General features: G+C 72.1%; 17 protein-coding genes. 6 read left to right on the top strand and 11 right to left on the bottom strand.

Features of this window, described 5'->3' with window-relative positions; all coding sequences use genetic code 11:
- Positions 1-5 precede the first annotated feature (5 nt).
- Entirely contained in the window at positions 6-920 is a 915-nt protein-coding gene (locus ACTWJ8_RS22200) for an SDR family NAD(P)-dependent oxidoreductase (protein ID WP_443260094.1), read from the bottom strand.
- Between the two features lie 115 nt (positions 921-1035).
- On the opposite strand from ACTWJ8_RS22200, the gene ACTWJ8_RS22195 reads away from it, so the two are divergent.
- Positions 1036-1962: a cyclase family protein gene (locus tag ACTWJ8_RS22195; protein ID WP_443260093.1), complete on the top strand. Its 927-nt coding sequence runs from the start codon at positions 1036-1038 to the stop codon at positions 1960-1962.
- Between the two features lie 37 nt (positions 1963-1999).
- Here ACTWJ8_RS22195 and ACTWJ8_RS22190 read toward each other — a convergent pair whose 3' ends face one another.
- From ACTWJ8_RS22190 to ACTWJ8_RS22175, 4 genes are all read right to left on the bottom strand, one after another.
- On the bottom strand, positions 2000-2455 hold the full coding sequence (locus tag ACTWJ8_RS22190) for an ATP-binding protein (RefSeq protein ID WP_356375356.1): 456 nt from the start codon (positions 2453-2455) through the stop codon (positions 2000-2002).
- 486 nt (positions 2456-2941) lie between these two features.
- A complete protein-coding gene (locus tag ACTWJ8_RS22185) occupies positions 2942-3805 on the bottom strand; it encodes an acyl-CoA dehydrogenase family protein (RefSeq protein WP_443260092.1) in 864 nt (287 codons plus the stop codon).
- A gap of 2 nt (positions 3806-3807) precedes the next feature.
- Entirely contained in the window at positions 3808-4947 is a 1140-nt protein-coding gene (locus ACTWJ8_RS22180) for an acyl-CoA dehydrogenase family protein (RefSeq protein ID WP_443260091.1), read from the bottom strand.
- A gap of 5 nt (positions 4948-4952) precedes the next feature.
- Positions 4953-6146, bottom strand: coding sequence for an amidohydrolase family protein (locus ACTWJ8_RS22175; protein WP_356375364.1), 1194 nt, complete (start codon positions 6144-6146; stop codon positions 4953-4955).
- 145 nt (positions 6147-6291) lie between these two features.
- Here ACTWJ8_RS22175 and ACTWJ8_RS22170 point away from each other — a divergent pair, with 145 nt between their 5' ends.
- On the top strand, positions 6292-7824 hold the full coding sequence (locus tag ACTWJ8_RS22170; protein WP_356375367.1) for a class I adenylate-forming enzyme family protein: 1533 nt from the start codon (positions 6292-6294) through the stop codon (positions 7822-7824).
- Between the two features lie 16 nt (positions 7825-7840).
- Here the strand turns inward: ACTWJ8_RS22170 and ACTWJ8_RS22165 are convergent, their stop codons facing one another.
- Entirely contained in the window at positions 7841-8338 is a 498-nt protein-coding gene (locus ACTWJ8_RS22165; protein WP_356375962.1) for an EF-hand domain-containing protein, read from the bottom strand.
- Between the two features lie 120 nt (positions 8339-8458).
- A complete protein-coding gene (locus ACTWJ8_RS22160) occupies positions 8459-8833 on the bottom strand; it encodes an STAS domain-containing protein (protein WP_356375370.1) in 375 nt (124 codons plus the stop codon).
- A gap of 342 nt (positions 8834-9175) precedes the next feature.
- Here ACTWJ8_RS22160 and ACTWJ8_RS22155 point away from each other — a divergent pair, with 342 nt between their 5' ends.
- Positions 9176-9751 carry a sigma-70 family RNA polymerase sigma factor gene (locus tag ACTWJ8_RS22155; RefSeq protein ID WP_356375373.1) on the top strand — a complete coding sequence of 192 codons (576 nt, stop codon included), beginning with the start codon at positions 9176-9178 and terminating at the stop codon, positions 9749-9751.
- A complete protein-coding gene (locus ACTWJ8_RS22150; protein WP_443260090.1) occupies positions 9748-11010 on the top strand; it encodes a zf-HC2 domain-containing protein in 1263 nt (420 codons plus the stop codon). Before ACTWJ8_RS22155 ends, ACTWJ8_RS22150 begins: the two co-directional genes overlap by 4 nt.
- 13 nt (positions 11011-11023) lie before the next feature.
- On the opposite strand, the gene purU is transcribed toward ACTWJ8_RS22150, so the two are convergent.
- Positions 11024-11899, bottom strand: a complete 876-nt coding sequence (gene purU / locus ACTWJ8_RS22145) for a formyltetrahydrofolate deformylase (RefSeq protein WP_356375378.1) — start codon at positions 11897-11899, stop codon at positions 11024-11026.
- Between the two features lie 30 nt (positions 11900-11929).
- Positions 11930-12430: an SCO4402 family protein gene (locus tag ACTWJ8_RS22140; RefSeq protein ID WP_356375381.1), complete on the bottom strand. Its 501-nt coding sequence runs from the start codon at positions 12428-12430 to the stop codon at positions 11930-11932.
- Positions 12431-12547: 117 nt separating this feature from the next.
- Here ACTWJ8_RS22140 and ACTWJ8_RS22135 point away from each other — a divergent pair, with 117 nt between their 5' ends.
- Complete coding sequence (locus ACTWJ8_RS22135; protein WP_356375384.1) at positions 12548-13807, top strand: ABC transporter substrate-binding protein; 1260 nt, start codon at positions 12548-12550, stop codon at positions 13805-13807.
- Positions 13808-13829: 22 nt separating this feature from the next.
- On the opposite strand, the gene ACTWJ8_RS22130 is transcribed toward ACTWJ8_RS22135, so the two are convergent.
- A complete protein-coding gene (locus ACTWJ8_RS22130) occupies positions 13830-15359 on the bottom strand; it encodes a hypothetical protein (RefSeq protein ID WP_443260089.1) in 1530 nt (509 codons plus the stop codon).
- Positions 15360-15515: 156 nt separating this feature from the next.
- On the bottom strand, positions 15516-16904 hold the full coding sequence (locus ACTWJ8_RS22125) for a transcriptional regulator (RefSeq protein WP_356375387.1): 1389 nt from the start codon (positions 16902-16904) through the stop codon (positions 15516-15518).
- A gap of 296 nt (positions 16905-17200) precedes the next feature.
- Between ACTWJ8_RS22125 and ACTWJ8_RS22120 the strand changes: the two genes are divergently transcribed.
- Positions 17201-17887 carry a bifunctional DNA primase/polymerase gene (locus ACTWJ8_RS22120; RefSeq protein ID WP_356375390.1) on the top strand — a complete coding sequence of 229 codons (687 nt, stop codon included), beginning with the start codon at positions 17201-17203 and terminating at the stop codon, positions 17885-17887.
- Positions 17888-17949: the final 62 nt, after the last annotated feature.

The raw sequence follows: 17949 nt of genomic DNA, 5'->3' as shown, positions 1-17949 counted from the left end.
CCCCGTCACTGGTTGGGCCGGTCCTTGGCGGCCGCCGCCCTGGCCATCTCCTCGAGCTGCGTCAGCATCGGCATGGGGTCGGTGCCGACCGTCCCCGGCAGGAAGTCCGCGATCTTCTCCGGCGTCCACGGCCCGCCGTCCGCGTACCCGGCGCGCAGCTCGCGCGGCTGCGCCCACACGGCGATCTTCGGCCCTGCGACGGTGTAGACCTGCCCGGTGATCTTCTCCTCGCGGGCCCGTTCGCTGAGCAGATAGACGACGAAGGCGGCGACATCCTCCGGCTCCCCGATCTCCTTCAGCTCCATCGGCACGTTCGCGGACATCCGGGTACGGGCCACGGGGGCGACGGCGTTCGCGGTCACGCCGTACTTGTGCAGGCCGAGGGCGGCGCTGCGCACCAGCGAGATGATGCCGCCCTTGGCCGAGCTGTAGTTGGCCTGGGCGACGGAGCCCTGATGGTTCCCGCTGGTGAAGCCGATGAGGGTGCCGGACTTCTGCTTGCGCATCACGGCAGACGCGGCGCGGAAGACGGTGAAGGTGCCCTTGAGGTGGGTCTGGACGACCGGGTCCCACTCCTCCTCGGACATGTTGAACAGCATCCGCTCGCGCAGGATCCCGGCGACGCACACCACCCCGTCGATCCGCCCGTACTCGTGCACGGCCGTGTCCACGATCCGCTGCCCGCCCGCCATGGTGGACACGTCGTCGGCGACCGCGACCGCCGTCCCGCCCGCCGCCTCGATCTCCTTGACGACGCCCTGCGCCACGTCCGACGTGGGTTCACCGCCTTCTATGGACACCCCGTAGTCGTTGACGACGACCTTGGCGCCCTCGGCGGCGCACGCCAGTGCCACCGCCCGACCGATGCCCCGACCCGCTCCCGTGACGGCGACGACCTTGCCTGCCAAGAAGTTCCCCATGCCCGGCCCCTTCCCGCGGTTTCTGACGGTCCGTTAGATTTTCTCTCCGGTCGGAGTGTACGACCAGTCGTCCGCCGGAACACAAGACCTGGAACACAAGACCCGGGAGGACCCGATGCCTCTGCCCGCCGAGTTCCACGACATCGCCAAACGCGTGAACAACTGGGGGCGTTGGGGGGAGGCCGACGAGATCGGCACCCTGAATCTCGTCACCGACGACGTGGTGCGCGAGGCCGCCGCCGAGGTCCGCACGGGCCGCCGCGTGCCGCTCGCGCTGCCCCTCAAGGAGGACGGGGTGCAGTCCGGCCTGATCCCGGGACGCATCAACCCGTTCCACACGATGGTGCAGATCAACCAGGAGATCTTCGGCCCGGACACGGTCGCCACCAGCGACGACGCCGTGACGATGGGCCTCCAGGCGGCCACCCACTGGGACGCCCTCACGCACGTCTCGCACTCGGGCCGGCTCTACAACGGCCGCCCCGCCGACACCATCACGGCGCACCGCGGCGCCGAGTTCAGCGGCATCGACAAGGCGCCGTACATCGTCTCGCGCGGAGTGCTGCTCGACGTGGCGGCGGCGAAGGGGCTCGACCGGCTGCCCGGGGACCACGCGGTCACGCCCGAGGACCTCGACGAGGCCGCCGAGTTCGGCCGGGTGACGGTCAGGGCGGGCGACATCGTGCTCGTGCGCACCGGACAGCTCCAGGTGTATCTGGCCGGGGACAAGCACGGGTACGGCTATCCGTCACCCGGCCTTTCGGTGCGGACGCCGGAGTGGTTCCACGCGCGGGACGTGGCGGCCGTCGCCAACGACACGCTGACCTTCGAGATCTTCCCGCCGGAGATCGAGAACCTGTGGCTGCCGGTGCACGCCCTCGACCTGGTCGAGATGGGGATGCTCCAGGGGCAGAACTGGAATCTGGAATCCTTGTCCACAGCCTGTGTAGAAACGGGGCGCTTCTCGTTCCTGCTGTCGGCGATGCCCGAGCCGTTCCAGGGCGGCACGGGCACACCGGTCGCCCCGGTCGCGGTGTTCTGAGAAGGCACGGCCCGCGTGGGCGCGGGAGGCGGTGCGGTCAGACCGCTTCGAACGTGACGCCGGGGAACGCTCCGGCCGACGTCGACGCGCACTGGTCGATCTCGCACCAGATCGCCTTGCCCGCACCCTCGGGGCGCCAGCCCCAGCGGTCCGCGAGACCGTCGACGAGGGCGAGCCCCCGCCCGTTCGTCTCCTCGCCGTCCGCCTGCCGGGGCGCGGGCGGGCGGTCGCTGATGTCGGCGACCTCCACGCGGACGGTCCCGACGCACGCCGCCTGGACCCCGCCGGGCAGCGCCATCCGGAGCACGGCGGGCCGGCCCGTGTGCACCACGGCGTTGGTGACCAGTTCGGAGACGATCAGAATCAGCGTCTCGGCCAGGGAGTCGTCGCCCCCCAGCCCCGAACCGGCGAGGCGCGACCGCGCCCACCTGCGGGCCCGACCCACCTCTGCGGGGTCGGTCCCGATCTCCAGTTGCACCTGAAGCACCTGCACCGCTCACACCATCCGAATCCGGCGGGACCGCTGGAGTACTGCCTCGCGCCACTTACCGTGCTGTCCAGCGAGGGGGATCACGGAACGTGAACCCCTTGAGACACAGCATGGTTGACGTACAGTCACCCCAACAAGCGCTTCGGGCATATTCCAGCGCGAAGGAGTACGCGTACGGCATACTGTGCGACGCGTCTCGCCGGGGCTCGAACAGACGGGTGCGAAACCCCGTCCTGCGCTGCCAGCGGCGCACATCGCGGGCCCCGGAGTTGCCTCGGAGACAACACCGGCGCCGTCGCTCGGGTTCAGCACCACTCGCATCTGCCACAAGGTACCCGAGCGGGCGGCCGACTCCGTGCCGTGACGAGCCCCGCGCAGGACACAACCCGATAACCACGCTCGGTCACCGTGCGTGCACCCTTGCCCCCGCTCTCCGCTCAGCAGGCCGCGCGTCCGTTTTCCGGACGCGCGGCCGCTGTCGTACGGCGGTCAGAGCGCGCCGGCGAGCAGCTCCTCCGCAGAGCGCGCGCCGCCGCCCAGCTCGGCCCGCACCCAGGCCCGCTTGAGGTGCAGATGCACGTCCGCCTCCCAGGTGAAGCCCATGCCGCCGTGCACCTGGAGGCAGTCGCGGGCGCCCCGCACCGCGGCCTCGTCGGCGAGCAGCCGGGCCGCCGCGACCTCGACGGGGTCCCCGGTGACGGCCGCCGCGTACACGGCGGCGCGGGCCAGCTCGACGCGCGCGAGCATGTCGGCGCACAGGTGCTTGACGGCCTGGAACGTCCCGATGGGCCTTCCGAACTGCTCGCGCTCCCGGGCGTGTTGGACGGCCATGTCGAGGGTCCGCCCGGCCGAGCCGAGCTGCTCGGCCGCGTACAGGAGGCCGGCCCGCCACGGCACGGGACCTGCGCCGGTCACCTGGTGCAGCGGGGTGAGCGGGTCGGCGGAGGCGAGCGGCCCGGCGCCGTCCGCCGCGCCGCGCACCACGTCGGCGGCGTCCCGCCAGGGCAGCAGCCCGTTGTACGGGGAGGTGACCACGGTCTCGCCGGTCGCGGCGCCCGGCACCTCGCCCGCCGCGAGGAACGTCGCCACCAGCGGTCCCGGCACGAGCGCCCGCCCGACCTCCTCGAACACCACGACGGCGTCCGGCAGGCCGAGCCCGACCCCGCCGTCGGCCTCCGGCAGGCACAGCGCGAAGAGCCCGGCCTCCGCGAGCTCGCGCCACAGTTCCCGGTCGAGCCGCGGCGCGTCCGCGTCGACGGCGGCCCGCAGCGCCTCGCGCCCGAACCGCCCGGTGAGCAGCTCCCGGGTGCCGTCGCGCAACGCCCGCTGTTCCTCGGTCAGTTGGAAGTGCACGCCTACCGTCCCTCCTTGGGCAGTCCGAGGATCCGCTCGGCGACGATGTTCCGCTGGATCTGCGAGGTGCCCGCGGCGATGGTGTACGACAGCGAGGAGAGCCGGTCGAGCGTCCACTCCTGGTCGGTGTCGAGGGCGCCCGCCCCGCCGAGCACCTGGGCGGCGACGTCGTAGAGCCGCTGCCGGGCGTGCGAGTAGCGGAGCTTGAAGACCGAGCCGCCGACGCCGGGGACGCCGCCGGTGGCCTGCGCCTCGCTGACGTTCCACTGGGTGAGCCGCCACAGCGCGCCGAACTCGGCGGAGAGCAACGCGAGTTCGCGGCGGAGCACGGCGTCGTCCCAGCGGCCCGTCTTCTTCGCGTGCGCGGCGAGTTCGCCGAGGGTGCGGCGGCAGGCGACGACCTCGCCGACGAACGCGGTGCCGCGCTCGAAGGAGAGGGTGACCATGGTGACGCGCCAGCCGTCGTTCTCGGCGCCGACCCGGTTGCCGACCGGGACCCGTACGTCGTCGAGGAACATCTCGGCGAACTCGGTGGACCCGGCGAGCGTGCGCAACGGCCGTACGGTGATGCCGGGCGCGTCCATCGGCATGGCCAGCCAGGTGATGCCGCGGTGCTTGGGCGCGTCCGGATCGGTCCGCACGAGCAGTTCGCACCAGTCGGCGACCTCGGCGTGCGAGGTCCAGATCTTGGAGCCGCTGATCACGTACTCGTCGCCCTCGCGCCTGGCCCTCGTGCGCAGGGACGCCAGGTCGGAGCCCGCGTCCGGTTCGCTGAAGCCCTGGCACCACACCTCGTCGCCGCGCAGGATCGGGGCGAGCCAGCGGTCCCGCTGGCCGGGGTCGCCCTCGGCGGCGATGGTCGGCCCGGCGTGCAGCAGGCCGACGAAGTTCGCCCCGACGTAGGGGGCGCCCGCCTTCTCGGTCTCCTCCAGGAAGATGAGCCGCTTGGTCGGCGAGGCGTCCCAGTGCACGTCCCCGTACCCGGCGTCGTACAGGCGGCGCTGCCACCCCATGTCGTACGCGCGTCTGCCGGGCCAGTCGTCGGGCGAGGGCTTCGGCCCCAGCGTGGGCAGCACGCCGCCGAGCCACTGCCGCAGCCGCGCCCCGAACTCCTCCTCCTCGGCCGTGTACGCGAGGTCCACGGGGGCTACCGGTCCAGGTCCAGGTCGAGCATGCGGATGGCGTTGCCGCGCATCAGCTTGTAGACGGTCTCGTCGTCGAGGCCCTTCACGTGGTCGAGAGCGACCTCCTTGGTGTTCGGGAAGGTCGAGTCGACGTGCGGATAGTCGGTCTCGAACGTCGCGTTGTCCCGGCCGACGACGTCCAGGGACGCCACGCCGTGCTTGTCGCGGAAGAAGCAGCAGAACATCTGCCGGTAGTAGTACGTGGACGGCGGCTCGGGGACGAGGTCGCGCACGCCGCCCCAGGCGCGGTGCTCCTCCCACACGTCGTCGGCGCGCTCCAGGGCGTACGGGATCCAGCCCATCTGGCCTTCGCTGTACGCGAGTTTGAGCGTGGGGAACTTCACGAGCACGCCGCTGAACAGGAAGTCCATCATCGAGGCCATCGCGTTGTTGAAGCTGAGCGAGGCCTGCACGGCGGGCGGGGCGTCGGGGGACGCGGCGGGCATCTGGGAGGAGGACCCGATGTGCATGTTGACGACGGTCCCGGTCTCCTGGCAGGCGGCGAAGAACGGGTCCCAGTACCCGGAGTGGATCGAAGGGAGCCCCAGATAGGTGGGGATCTCGGAGAACGTCACGGCCTTCACGCCGCGTGCGGCGTTGCGCCGGATCTCGGCGACGGCGAGCTCGACGTCCCACAGCGGGATGATGCACAGCGGGATCAGCCGGCCGCCGCTGTCGCCGCACCACTCCTCGACCATCCAGTCGTTGTAGGCGCGCACGCAGGCGAGCGCGACCTCCTTGTCGTGTGCCTCGGCGAAGGTCTGGCCGCAGAAGCGCGGGAAGGTCGGGAAACAGAGCGAGGCCTCGACGTGGTTGAGGTCCATGTCCGCGAGCCGGGCCTTCGGGTCCCAGCAGCCGCGCCGCATCTCGGCCCGCGTGATCCCTTCGAGGGTCATGTCGTCGCGGTCGAAGCCGACGGCCGCGATGTTGCGCTTGTACGGGAACTTGAGGTCCTCGTAGATCCACCAGTCGGTGGGCGGGCCCTCCGGGTCCATCGTGATCTGGTACTTGCCGCCCACGTACGCGAGCTCGCCGATGCCCTCGGTCAGCGGCTTCGGGCCCTTGTCCCGGTACTTGGCGGGCAGCCAGGTCTCGAAGAGATGCGGCGGTTCGATCACATGGTCGTCGACGCTGATGATGCGCGGCAGTTCGGTCATGAGCACCCCTACATCTCTCCATCTGATGGGTCGTCAGATTCCAGGCTAGCCCCGCACCTCTGGACCGACAAGAAGCGCGGGCTTACGCTCTCGGCCATATCTGACAACCCGTCAGCTCACGCCGTACGGTTGAGGAGTCACGCAGATGACCGACACCGCACACGCCCTGGGCGCCTCCCGCACCCTCTGGGAGCTGGTCGAGCGCCGCGCCGAACTCACCCCCGAACGCCCCGTGCTGCTCCAGGGCGACCGGGCCCTCACCTTCGGCGGCCTGCGGGAGCGCGCCGAGCGGGTCGCGGCAGGACTGCACGGCCTCGGCGTCCGCCCCGGCACCGTCGTCGCCTGGCAGCTCCCCACCCGCATCGAGACGGCCGTGCTGTCCTTCGCGCTGGCCCGGATCGGCGCCGTGCAGACGCCGATCATCCCCTTCTACCGGGACCGCGAGGTCGGCTTCGCGCTGCGGGAGTCCAAGGCCGAGTTCTTCGCGACACCCGGCGTCTGGCGCGGCTTCGACCACACCGACATGGCCCGGCGGCTCGGCGCCCGCGGCGTCTTCGAGGCGTACGAGAACCTGCCCGAGGGCGACCCGTCCGTGCTGCCCCCGCCGCCCTCCTCCGGCACCGAAGTCCGCTGGATCTACTGGACGTCCGGCACCACGTCCGACCCCAAGGGCGTGCTGCACACCGACCGCTCCCTCATCGCGGGCGGCTCCTGCCTGGCCCACGCCCTGCACCTGTCGGCGTCCGACGTCGGCTCCATGGCCTTCCCCTACGCGCACATCGCGGGCCCCGACTACACGGTGATGCTGCTCCTGTACGGGTTCCCTGCGGCGATGTTCGAGCACTTCGCGATGCCGGACTCGCTGGACGAGTACCGCAGGCACGGGGTGACGGTCGCGGGCGGCTCGACGGCGTTCTACTCGATGTTCCTGAACGAGCAGCGCAAGCGGCCGGACGAGAAGCTGATCCCGACGCTGCGGCTGCTCGCGGGCGGCGGCGCCCCGAAACCACCCGAGGTCTACCACTCGGTGGTCCGCGAGATGGACGTCCAGCTCACCCACGGATACGGCATGACCGAGGTGCCGATGATCACGATGGGGGCGCCGGACGACACGGCGGAGAACCTGGCGACGACGGAGGGCAGGCCGCCGGAGGGCATGGAGATCCGCGTCGTCGACGCCGAGGGGAAACCGGTGCCGCCCGGCGTCGACGGCGCCGTACGGCTGCGCGGCGAGGCCGTCTGCCAGGGATACCTCGACCCCCGGCAGACCGCGGAGGCCTTCGACGACGACGGGTTCCTGATCACCGGCGACCTCGGACACCTGCTGCCCGAGGGCCACTTGGTGCTCACCGGCCGCGCCAAGGACGTCATCATCCGCAAGGGCGAGAACATCTCGGCGAAGGAGATCGAGGACCTGCTGCACGCGCATCCCGCGGTCCAGGAGGCGGCGGTGATCGGCCTCCCGGACCCGGAGCGCGGCGAACGCGTCTGCGCGGTCGTCGAACTCCGCGCGGACCACCCGCCGCTGGCCCTCCCCGAACTGACCGCGTACCTCCGGGACCAGGGCCTGTCGACGTTCAAACTGCCGGAGCAGCTGGAGGTTCTCGACGCGCTGCCGCGCAACGAGACCCTCCGCAAGGTCCTCAAGTACAAGCTGCGGGAGCGCTTCGGGGCCTGAGCAGGCCCCGGCGCGGCTACTCGGGAACGGTGAAGTACCGCGCGAAGGCCCGCACCGCCGCGTCCTCCGAGATCCGCCCGGCCCCGTCCGCGTCCAACGCGGCGGCGGCCGCCCGCGCCACCTCGTCCTCCACCCCGAGAACACCCAGCACACGGCGCGCGGTGTCCACGTCGACCCCGCCGTCGTCGGCACCCGCCACGGCGAGGGTGCTGCGCAGGAACGGACGGGCGATCTCGGCGAACCGGTCGGGGTTGTCCCGCAGCCGCTTCACGGCCCCGGTCACGAACTCCTCACGGGTCACCCGCTGGTCCCCGTCGACGTCCGCGATCCCCGCCATGCCCTGCCAGAACGCCTCGGCCCCGGCGAACAGCGCCTGCCCCCGCTCCGATCGGGCCGTGACACCGAACTCGGCGAGCAGCGCCTTCGCGGCGACGTAGAAGTCCTCGCGGTCGATGTATCCGTTGCCGTCCTGGTCGAAGCCGGCGAACCGGGCCGCGATCCTCCGCTCGTCCATGCTCATGGGCCGCCTCTCGGGTCGATGGGTGGTACGCAACGGAGCGTACGACGGTCCCGTGCGCGCACGCCCCGAACTGCGGCGATTGTGTCAAGGCCGGTGAAAATCCGGTACAGACCGTTACGCCGACATGGGCGCCGCGTCGTCGTCGGCCGCCGAGGCCACGTCGGGGTAGACGTCGAAGAGCCGGCGGACGCCGAGGGCGCCGAGGACCCGGTTCACGTGCGAGCCGTCGACCGCGCCCTGGGCGGGCAGGATCAGCCGCAGCCGCCCCTGGCAGGAGCGCATCAGGCGGCGCGTCGCGATCAGCACTCCGACGCCGCTGGAATCGCAGAACAGCACGTCGGAGAGGTCGAGGATGACGCTGCGGCGACCGTCGGCGACCGCCTCGTGCACCTGCTGGCGCAGCGCCGGGGAGGTCACGAGGTCCATCTCGCCCGACGCGCACACGACGGCCCAGTCGCCCTGCCCTGACTCGGTCACCTTGAGCGTCACGCGCCACGCCTCTCGTTCGGGAACAACGTCGATCCGGAATCTGTCCCTACGGTTCTTCTGCGCGGCTGCCCGGCCGCACTGGGATGAAACACTCCCGCAGACCTATCACATATGGCCTGGTTAAGCCCTGGCCGGTCACATGTGAACCAAATCGCTCATCGCGTTCCGGGAGGGGACGGTTGGGAGAAGACGGGTAGGGGACGGGAACGGGACGGATGCCTTTACCACCTGCTGCTCACAGGGGGCGCACAATGCGGCAAAGGGGCGTGCGCTGTCGGCGTCCACGGTTACATTCGAGTACTAGGCAGAGTAGTTAGTTCGGGCAGTCGGTGAGGGGGCCCCATGCCCAAGGACACCCCGTCCCGCTGGGACCGCAGGATGCAGCAGCGCCTGGCCCACGGGGAGGCGGCCGCGCTCGGCGAGCTCTACGACCGGTTCGCCTCGCTCGTGCACGGCCTGGCGCACCGCGTGCTCGACGACGAGGACGCGGCCGACCAGATCACCCGCGACGTCTTCACCCAGATCTGGGAGAACCCGGAGTCCTACGACCCCAAGCAGGGCCCGCTGCGCTCCTTCATCGCCACCCTCGCCCACCGGCACGCGGTGCAGCGGCTGCGCCAGACCGAGTCCGCCGCCCTCGTCCGCTCCGGCCGCGGCACCACCGAGGACCTCGAGCGCAAGGTGCGCCGCGCGTCCGCCGCGGCCCGCGCCGACTACATCGTGACGTCGATGCCCGCCCCGCTGCGCGAGGCTCTCAACCTCGCGTACTTCCAGCGCCGCGACTACCGGCAGACCGCCGCCGACCTCGGCGTCACCGAGGACGAGGCCCGCCGCAGGCTCCGCCTCGGCCTCCAGCTCCTGTCGACGGCGCACGACGCGGGCGCACCACCCGGCCGCGGCTACGGGAGGCCGGCGTGAGCGCGGCGAACGGACCGGACCGCTTCGATCCGTACGAGGAGGAGCCCGAGAGCACGGGCCCGGCCGACCGGCCGTGGATACCGACGCCCCGCGCCTCCGTCGAGGACACCGGACGCCCGCTGCCCCAGGTGACGGCCGCCGAACCGGCCGTCCTCGAGCACCGCGTCCTCAAGTCCCTGCTCGGCGCATGGGCGCTCGCCGCCTGCTCCCCCGAGGAGGCCGCCGCCGTCGAGATCCACCTCGGCAGCTGCGGCACGTGCGCGGAGGAGGCGCTGCGGCTGCGCGACGCCGTGGGCCTGCTGCACGCGGAGGAGAGCCTCGACCTCGACCCGATGCTGCGCTCCCGCGTCCTGGAGGGCTGCCTCAACCGGCGTCCCGCCCGCATCCCCGTGCCCGGCTGGGCGGGCCCGTACGACGCGGAGACCGCGCGGCTCGACGCGCTGCTCCAGGACATCGGCGACGGCGAATGGCACGCGCCGGTGCGGCTGCGCTGGTACGAAGGGGCCGAGCAGGTCGGCAAGAAGACCACGGTCGCCGGGGTCATCTCGCATCTGACCAGCGTCGACGGCCTGGTCGCCCGCGCCGTCGGCCTGGAGGACCCGGCGCCGCCCGACCTCGATCCGACCGCGCGCACCAAGGCGTACTGGAAGGCGTCCTACTTCCCGCCCACGCGGGCCGTGCGGGCCCCGTGGCGCGACCAGTCGCACTCCGTGATCCGCACGGTGTCGTTCGCCGGCTCCGACAAGGGCGGCTCCGGAGGCTCGGGGCAGCTCCCCGTCTCGTACGGCGGCTTCGAACTCGCGCTGCGCGACGCCATGGTCGACCGGGCCTTCGAGTGCTGGATCCACGCCGGGGACATCGCCGACGCCATCGACTACCCGTACGAGCCGCCGGCGCCGCGGCACCTCAACCGGATGATCGACCTCGCCGCCCGGCTGCTCCCCGGCTCCCTGGCCGCCCGCCGCAGGCACGGGCTCGCTGGCCCCGCCCGGGAACTCGTCGGCGCGGGCCGCCCCGGACGCAGCCTGCGCCTGGAGGTCGAGGGGGCGGGCGGCGGCGAGTGGCTCATCGCCCTCGACTCGCCCGCCGCGGTCGGCTCCGACGAGCGCGAGGTGGCCCATGTCGCCCTCGACGGCGTCGAGTTCTGCCGCCTCGCCGCGGGCCACGTCCTGCCGGAGGAAGCGGCGGCGGGCCAGGTCGGCGACCGCGAGGCCATCCGCGACGTGCTGTCCGCGACGGCCGGTCTCAGCCGTATGTAGCGGCCTTCGCGCGTTACGCGAAGACGACCGTGCGGCGCCCGTTGAGAAGGATGCGGCGCTCCGCGTGCCACTTCACGGCCCGCGCCAGCGCCTGGCACTCCACGTCACGGCCGATCGCCACCAGCTGGTCGGGCGTGACGTCGTGCCCGACGCGCTCGACCTCCTGCTCGATGATCGGCCCCTCGTCGAGGTCAGCGGTGACGTAGTGCGCGGTCGCCCCGATGAGCTTCACGCCACGGGCGTGCGCCTGGTGGTACGGCTTCGCGCCCTTGAAGCTCGGCAGGAACGAGTGGTGGATGTTGATGATCCGCCCGCTGAGCTCCTTGCACAGGTCGTCCGACAGCACCTGCATGTACCGCGCGAGCACGACCAGCTCGACGCCCTCGGCCCGCACCAGGTCGAGCACCTGCTGCTCGGCCTGCGCCTTCGTCTCCTTCGTCACCGGGATGTGGTGGAAGGGAATGTCGTACGAGGCGACGAGCTCGGCGAAGTCCGTGTGGTTCGAGACGACCGCCGCGATGTCGACGGGCAGCGCCCCGATCCGCGCCCGGAACAGCAGGTCGTTCAGGCAGTGCCCGAACTTGCTGACCATCAGGACGACCTTCATCCGGTCCGAGGCCCGGTGGATCTGCCAGTCCATGTGGAAGGAGTCGCCGATCGCGGCGAAGCTGGCGCGCAGCTTCTCCACGGTCACCGGCTCATCCGCGCTGAAGTGGACGCGCATGAAGAACAGACCGGTGTCGTGGTCGCCGAACTGCTGGCTGTCCTCGATGTTGCAGCCGGTCATGAAGAGGTAGCTCGACACGGCGTGCACGATGCCCTGCTTGTCGGGGCAGGAGAGAGTGAGGACGTACTGCTCGGGACCGGTGGCGGCGGACTGCGCGTTCATGCGCCAAGCCTAAACGCCCGGCACGACGCGCTAGGCCGCCCGCGTCATGATCCTGAGCACCTCGAGGGTCTGCGGCGCCGTGTCCGGGTCGTCGCCGTCGCTCGTGGCGAGCCTCACATGGGCGTCGCGGGCCGCGTGCACCGCCTCGGGCCAGCCCTCGTGGTTCAGATACGCGGCGACGGGGGCGTCCGGGCCCACCTGATGCATGATCCGCAGGACCCGGAGGACCGCGGAGTCGACGAGCGCCGCCTCCTGCGAGTCCCGGAAGATCGTCCCGACGTATTTCTCGGCGGACCAGTTGTCCAGCCAGGTGTCCTCGACGAGGCGGTACACGGCGTCGGTCACGTCCCCGTACCCGTCCACGCCTGCCTGCCAGACGTCCCGCTGGAACGACGGGTCGGAGAGCATGTGCAGCGCGGAACGCACGTTGCTGCGCCAGCGCCACCACGGCATGTCGTTGAGTGGCATGCCGCCCATCTTCGTGGAGCGACGGCCGCGGCGGGAAGACTTGTCCGAGGTTTGCACGGTCATCGATCGTACGTCCCGGCCCCTTCCACCCCTCAGGACCCCCGCAATTCACCTCATGGTCACCACCCGTTGACCACGGGTCACACGACCGTTGGCGGCCCGCCGGAATCGTGCCCGTACATGACCGGCATCACGCGAAGCCACCTCCGTACCGTCTCCGTCCTTCTGGGCGGCGCCCTGCTCGCCGGGTGCGGGCTCGTGCCGAGCGACGCCAAGGATCCCGGCGGCCGGTCGGTGACCGTGATGACGTGGGCGCCGGAGAAGACCCGCGCGACGAACATGCCCGGCATGCCCGCGATGGCCCGCGCGTACGCCCGCTGGATCAACGCGCACGGCGGCATCGGCGGCCGCACCCTGAAGGTCCTCACCTGCAACGACCACAACGACAGCGTCGGCGCCGCCAAGTGCGCCCGCTCGGCCGCCGAGCACCACGCCGTCGCGGTCGTCGGCTCGTACAGCCAGCACTCGAACGCGTTCCTGCCACCGCTGGAGTCCGCGGGCATCCCCTACATCGGCGGCTACGGCGCCACCGAGGCCGAGTTCACCAGCCCGCTGTCGTACCCGGTCAACGGCGGACAGCCGGCGCTCCTCGCGGGAAACGGACGCCAGCTGTCCGAGCACTGCGCCCGCACCGTCCTGATCCGCCCCGACTCCATAGCCGGCGACCAGCTCGCACCGCTCCTCGACGCCGGGCTCGCGCTGCGCGAGCGCCCCAAGGCCGTCGACGTGCTCGCCGCCGACGACGCCACCGACTACGCGGACCAGGCCCGCCGCGCCCTCGACACCGCGAGCCGGGCCCCACAGGGCGAGGGCTGCGTCGCCGCCGTCCTCGGGGAGCGCACGAACACGTTCTTCGACTCGTTCCGGCGGATGCGCGACGACTACCCCTCGGTGCGCACCGCCACCGTCCTCGGCAGCGTCGACCAGTCCGTCGTCGACCGCACCGGCGGCCCGCGGAGCCCGTACGAAGGGGCGTACGTCACCAGCTGGTACCCGGCGTCGGACGACGCCCGCTGGGCCCCCATGAAGCAGGCGATCAAGGAACAGGCCTTCGGCGACAACCGGATCGACCCGACGGACGCGGGCGTGCAGACCACCTGGATCGCGTACGAGGTACTGCGCCAGGTCGTCGAGGCGGCGGGCGACGACGAGACGATCACCGCGCGCACGGTACGCACCGCCCTCGACGACGACCTCCGGGTCACGACGGGCGGCCTCACCCCGCCGCTGCGCTGGGGCTACGACCACATGTCGACGGCCGGCGACTTCCCGCGCCTCGTCAACGCGCGGGTCTACTTCCAGAAGGTGACCGCGGGACGGCTGCGGGCGACCAGGAAGACGTCGGTGGACGTGACGGACACGCTCTCCGGCCTCCGCTGACCGCCCGCTCCCCCGCGGGGCGTCAGAGCTGGACGGCGGAGCGCTGCGTCAGCCCGTACTTGCTCGCGATCTGGTTCCACAGCTTCGACGCCTGCTGCTTCTCCTTGGACGCCGTGCCGCTCGCCGCGTCGCCCGCCCTGCGCTCGGACGTCGGCTTCGCGTGCCCCTTCTTGCACAGGGCGCGCTTCTTCGCGGCGACCTGGTCGCCCCACTTCGCGTAGTGGTTGTCCGCCGACGCCGACGCCTTCCAGGCGCTGGTGAGCGCGGCGGTCAGCCGCGCGTTGTCGGGCAGCTCGTCCACCTGGAGCGAGCCGAGGCGCGTCACCAGGTCGTTGCGCTGCTGGGCGGCGCCGCGCAGATCCTTCGACGCCTGCGGAAGCGCCTTGCAGGAGCCGATGTTCGCGACCGAACGCACCACGGCGGAACGGCTGTTGTTGGAGTCGGCGAGCAGCTTGTCGAGCTCCACGGCCTGCGCCTTGGCCGGGTCGACCGACGGCGAGGGCGACTCGGAGGCCGGCGCCGAGTTCGACACGTTCTTCGTCGCCTCGGTCTTCTTGTCGTCGTCACCGCCGCCGCTGATCAGGGCGCCCGCCCCGACCCCGACGACGAGCAGCGCGACGCCGACCGCGGCGATCAGCGGCACCTTGGAGCCGGTGCGGGCCTTGCCGCCGCGCGGGGGCTCGGGCTCGTACCCGTACTGCTGCGGGGGCGGCGTCATTCCGGGGCCCCCGGGCGGCGGAGCGGCGTGCCCGTGCGCCTGCGGGTCGAAGCGCGGCATCTGCTGGGTCGCCCCGGCAGCGCCGTCCGGCTCGGTGCGGAACAGGGCGTCGAACTCGGCGGGCGGCTGCCGGTCGCCGGGCGCCCCTGGGCGCACGCCGTACCCCTGGTCCTGGCCCGGCATCGGCTGCTGCCCCGGCATCGGCTGCCCGGGGACCGGCGGAATGTACTGGGTGGCCTCGCTGTCGGGCGAGGCGGTGTGGCCGGGCGGCGCCGCGTCGGGCAGCGGCTGGGCGCGGCCGAGGAACTGGGTGGCGTCCGGGGCGGGGGCCTCCGGAGGCAGCGCGGAACCGGCCGCGTACTGGGCGGCCTGCTGCTGCGCCGGGGGTATGTACTGCGTCGCGTCCCCGTCGTAGGCGCCGGGAGCGGGGCCGGCGGCCGGCATCGGCCCGGCCTGCGGGTGCTGCTGCGGCAGCGCCTGCGCGGTCGGCTGCTGCGGCAGCGCGCCCCCGTACGACTGGGGCGGCAGCGCCCCCGGGTCCTGCTGCGGCGGGGCGGGCGGCATCGGCGCGGAGCCCTGCGGCTGACCCCACTCGTACGTCGGCATCGAGCCGTCGTACGTCGGCATCGGACCCGCGTTGTGCGCCTGCTGGGACTCGGGCCCCCAGGGCTGCCCCCACGGGCTCGCGCCCGCGGGACCCGCCTGGTCGCCGTACGTGCCCGGCAACAGGGGCTCACCGCCGTCGGCGGGCAGCACGACACCCTCGTGCGCCTGCCGCGCCTGCGGAAGGTGCGGGCGTTCGCCCTGCCCGCTCTGCCCGCTCTGCTCCGTCACCGTAAGACTCCTACGTAGGGGGGTCGGAATCGTCGGCTCACGCTACCGGGTCCTCGTACGCCCGTGCTACGCACCTCAAATCCCGGAAACCTCCCCAGTGACGCGACTAACAAAACCGGCTGCCGGCTTGCCCGTTATGACACATCTCACGCGGAGCTACGCGGCCTGCAGCTCCACCCGCGCCCCGAACTCCCGCACCACGGCCTCCTCCCGGAACGGATCGAGCCGCTCCCGAAGATCGTCCAGATACTCCGCGCCCCGGTTCGAACGCACCGTGCCGAGCAGCTCGACCGCCCGAAGTCCCGTATGACAGGCCTGTTCCACCTCGCGCTGCTGCACCTGCGCTGTCGCCAGCAGCACCAGTCCGATCGCCCGCCGCCTGGCCCGCGACTGCGGATGCCCGTCCAACGACTCCTGCGCACACCGCGCCGCGTCCCGCGCCTGCCCCAGATCCCGGTGGCAGTGCGCCAGTTCGTCCGCCAGATACGCCTGGTCGAAGTGGGCGATCCACACCGGGTCGTCCCCGGAGTCCGAGCGGCCCTCGGCCTGCTCCATCGCGGCGACCGCACGGCTCGACGAGGACTGCGCCGACCGCGCGTCCCCCAGAAGGGCATGGCCGCGCGCCTCGGCGGCGTGGAACATCGCCTCGGCGCGCGGCGTCACGCGCCCGCGCGCCCCCTCCTGAGCCGCGCGGGCGAGCTGGGAGATCTCGCGCGGATTGCCGAGCTGCGCCGCCAAGTGACTCATGGACGCGGCCAGTACGTACCCGCCGTAGCCCCGGTCACCCGCCGCCTGCGCCAGCCGCAGCGCCTGGATGTAGTAGCGCTGCGCGAGCCCCGGCTGCCCGGTGTCGATCGCCATGTACCCGGCCAGCTCCGTCAACCGCGCGACGGCGGCGAACAGTTCACGCCCCACCGCCTCCCGGTACGAGCCCGCGAGCAGACCGCTCACCACACTGTTCAAGTAGTGCACGAGAACCGGCCGCACATGCCCGCTGCCGTACTGGTGGTCCAGATCCGTCAGCGCCTGCGTCATCGCCCGCACCGCCGCCACGTCCGAAGGACCCACCCGGGGCCCCGCCGTCCGCGCCACCTGCGAGTCCGGCACCGAGATCAGCCAGTCGCGGCTCGGCTCCACGAGCGCCGACGACGCCACCGACGAACCGGACAGGAAGTCCCTGCGCCCCACGTCGCTGCGCCACAGCTCGCACACCTGCTCAATGGCGCCCAGCACGGTCGGCGAGAACTGCAGCCCCACACCGGACGCCAGGTTCTTCCCGTTGGCCATCCCGATCTCGTCGATCGTGACGGTCCTGCCGAGCTTGCGGCCCAAGGCCTCCGCGATGATCCCCGGCGCCCTGCCGCGCGGCTGCTGCCCGCGCAGCCAGCGCGCCACCGACGTCTTGTCGTAGCGCAGATCGAGCCCGTGCTCCGCGCCGCACATGTTGACCCGGCGCGCGAGCCCGGCGTTCGAACAGCCCGCTTCCTGAATCAGCGCCTGCAGCCGTTCGTTGGGCTGTCGCGCCACGAGAGGCCGTGCGGCCATGACGTACCCCCTGCTGTGCCCGTCCGATGTCCGACTGCCGGTCAACAGCCGGTCGTTGGATCATCACTGCCCTGAGCGGAAACGGAAGATGCACCACAAACGGGTGTCAAACGCCTGCCCGGATGTCGCCGCCCCGCCGCTGTTGTGGTTACCTCCCGGCCCTACCCACCGCCGGCGGCCGCCTCGCCCACGCGCCCCCACCCATGCACCCATGCGCCCCACGTGCGGGAACGATGCCCCCACCCCGCCCGCGCGTGCGCCCGTAACCCTCCGTGGCGGCGGGAGTTGAGAACGTCGTGGAAGAGACCATCGCAGGCACCCCGGACGTCACCCCACCCGTCACCGCCACCGCACAGATCCCGCAACAGCGCGGCGACTCCCTCCAGGAGACCGCGGTCCGCTACGCGGAGGAGCGGCACTGGGACGTGTTCCCCGGCACCTGGCTGGAGACCGGCGACGGCATCCAGCGCTGCTCGTGCGGCTCCCCCCAGTGCCCCGCCCCCGGCGCACACCCCACGCGCCCCGACTGGGCGAACCAGGCCACCGGCAGCGCCACCGCCGCCCGCCGCCTCTGGGCGAAGCAGCCCAACGCCTCGATCCTCCTCCCCACCGGCCGCACCTTCGACGCCATCGACGTCCCCGAGACCGCCGGGTTCCTCGCCCTCGCCCGCATGGAGCGCATGGAACTCACCCTCGGCCCCGTCACCTGCACCCCCGACCGACGCATGCAGTTCTTCGTGCTCCCCGGCGCCACCGCCAAGGTCCCCGACCTCGTCCGCAAGCTCGGCTGGCCGCCCGCCTCCCTCGACCTGCTCGCCCTCGGCGAGGGCCAGTACGTCGCCGCTCCCCCGACCCGCTTCGGCGGCCGCGGCGCCGCCCAGTGGGCCTGCCGCCCCACCGCCGCCAACCGCTGGCTCCCCGACGCCGAGGAACTCATCTCCCCCCTCGCCTACGCCTGCGGCCGCGAGGGCCGCCGCGCCTAGCCGCTGCCCCGCCCTCCGCCGACGTATCGTGCCCGGACGGACGAAGACGACGAAGGGCGGGC

Origin of the sequence: Streptomyces sp. SDT5-1 (assembly GCF_052245995.1) — a bacterium.
Classification (GTDB): Bacteria; Actinomycetota; Actinomycetes; order Streptomycetales; family Streptomycetaceae; genus Streptomyces.
Note: the sequence above shows the minus strand (reverse complement) of the source record. Positions and strands in the feature narration are given on the sequence as shown.

Bases quoted from the DNA above. Each gene is read 5' to 3' on its own strand.
- ACTWJ8_RS22200 (WP_443260094.1), bottom strand. From the start codon at position 920: ATGGGGAACTTCTTGGCAGGCAAGGTCGTCGCCGTCACGGGAGCGGGT.
- ACTWJ8_RS22195 (WP_443260093.1), top strand. From the start codon at position 1,036: ATGCCTCTGCCCGCCGAGTTCCACGACATCGCCAAACGCGTGAACAAC.
- ACTWJ8_RS22175 (WP_356375364.1), bottom strand. From the start codon at position 6,146: ATGACCGAACTGCCGCGCATCATCAGCGTCGACGACCATGTGATCGAA.
- ACTWJ8_RS22170 (WP_356375367.1), top strand. From the start codon at position 6,292: ATGACCGACACCGCACACGCCCTGGGCGCCTCCCGCACCCTCTGGGAG.
- ACTWJ8_RS22165 (WP_356375962.1), bottom strand. From the start codon at position 8,338: ATGGACGAGCGGAGGATCGCGGCCCGGTTCGCCGGCTTCGACCAGGAC.
- ACTWJ8_RS22155 (WP_356375373.1), top strand. From the start codon at position 9,176: ATGCCCAAGGACACCCCGTCCCGCTGGGACCGCAGGATGCAGCAGCGC.
- purU (WP_356375378.1), bottom strand. From the start codon at position 11,899: ATGAACGCGCAGTCCGCCGCCACCGGTCCCGAGCAGTACGTCCTCACT.
- ACTWJ8_RS22140 (WP_356375381.1), bottom strand. From the start codon at position 12,430: ATGACCGTGCAAACCTCGGACAAGTCTTCCCGCCGCGGCCGTCGCTCC.
- ACTWJ8_RS22135 (WP_356375384.1), top strand. From the start codon at position 12,548: ATGACCGGCATCACGCGAAGCCACCTCCGTACCGTCTCCGTCCTTCTG.
- ACTWJ8_RS22125 (WP_356375387.1), bottom strand. From the start codon at position 16,904: ATGGCCGCACGGCCTCTCGTGGCGCGACAGCCCAACGAACGGCTGCAG.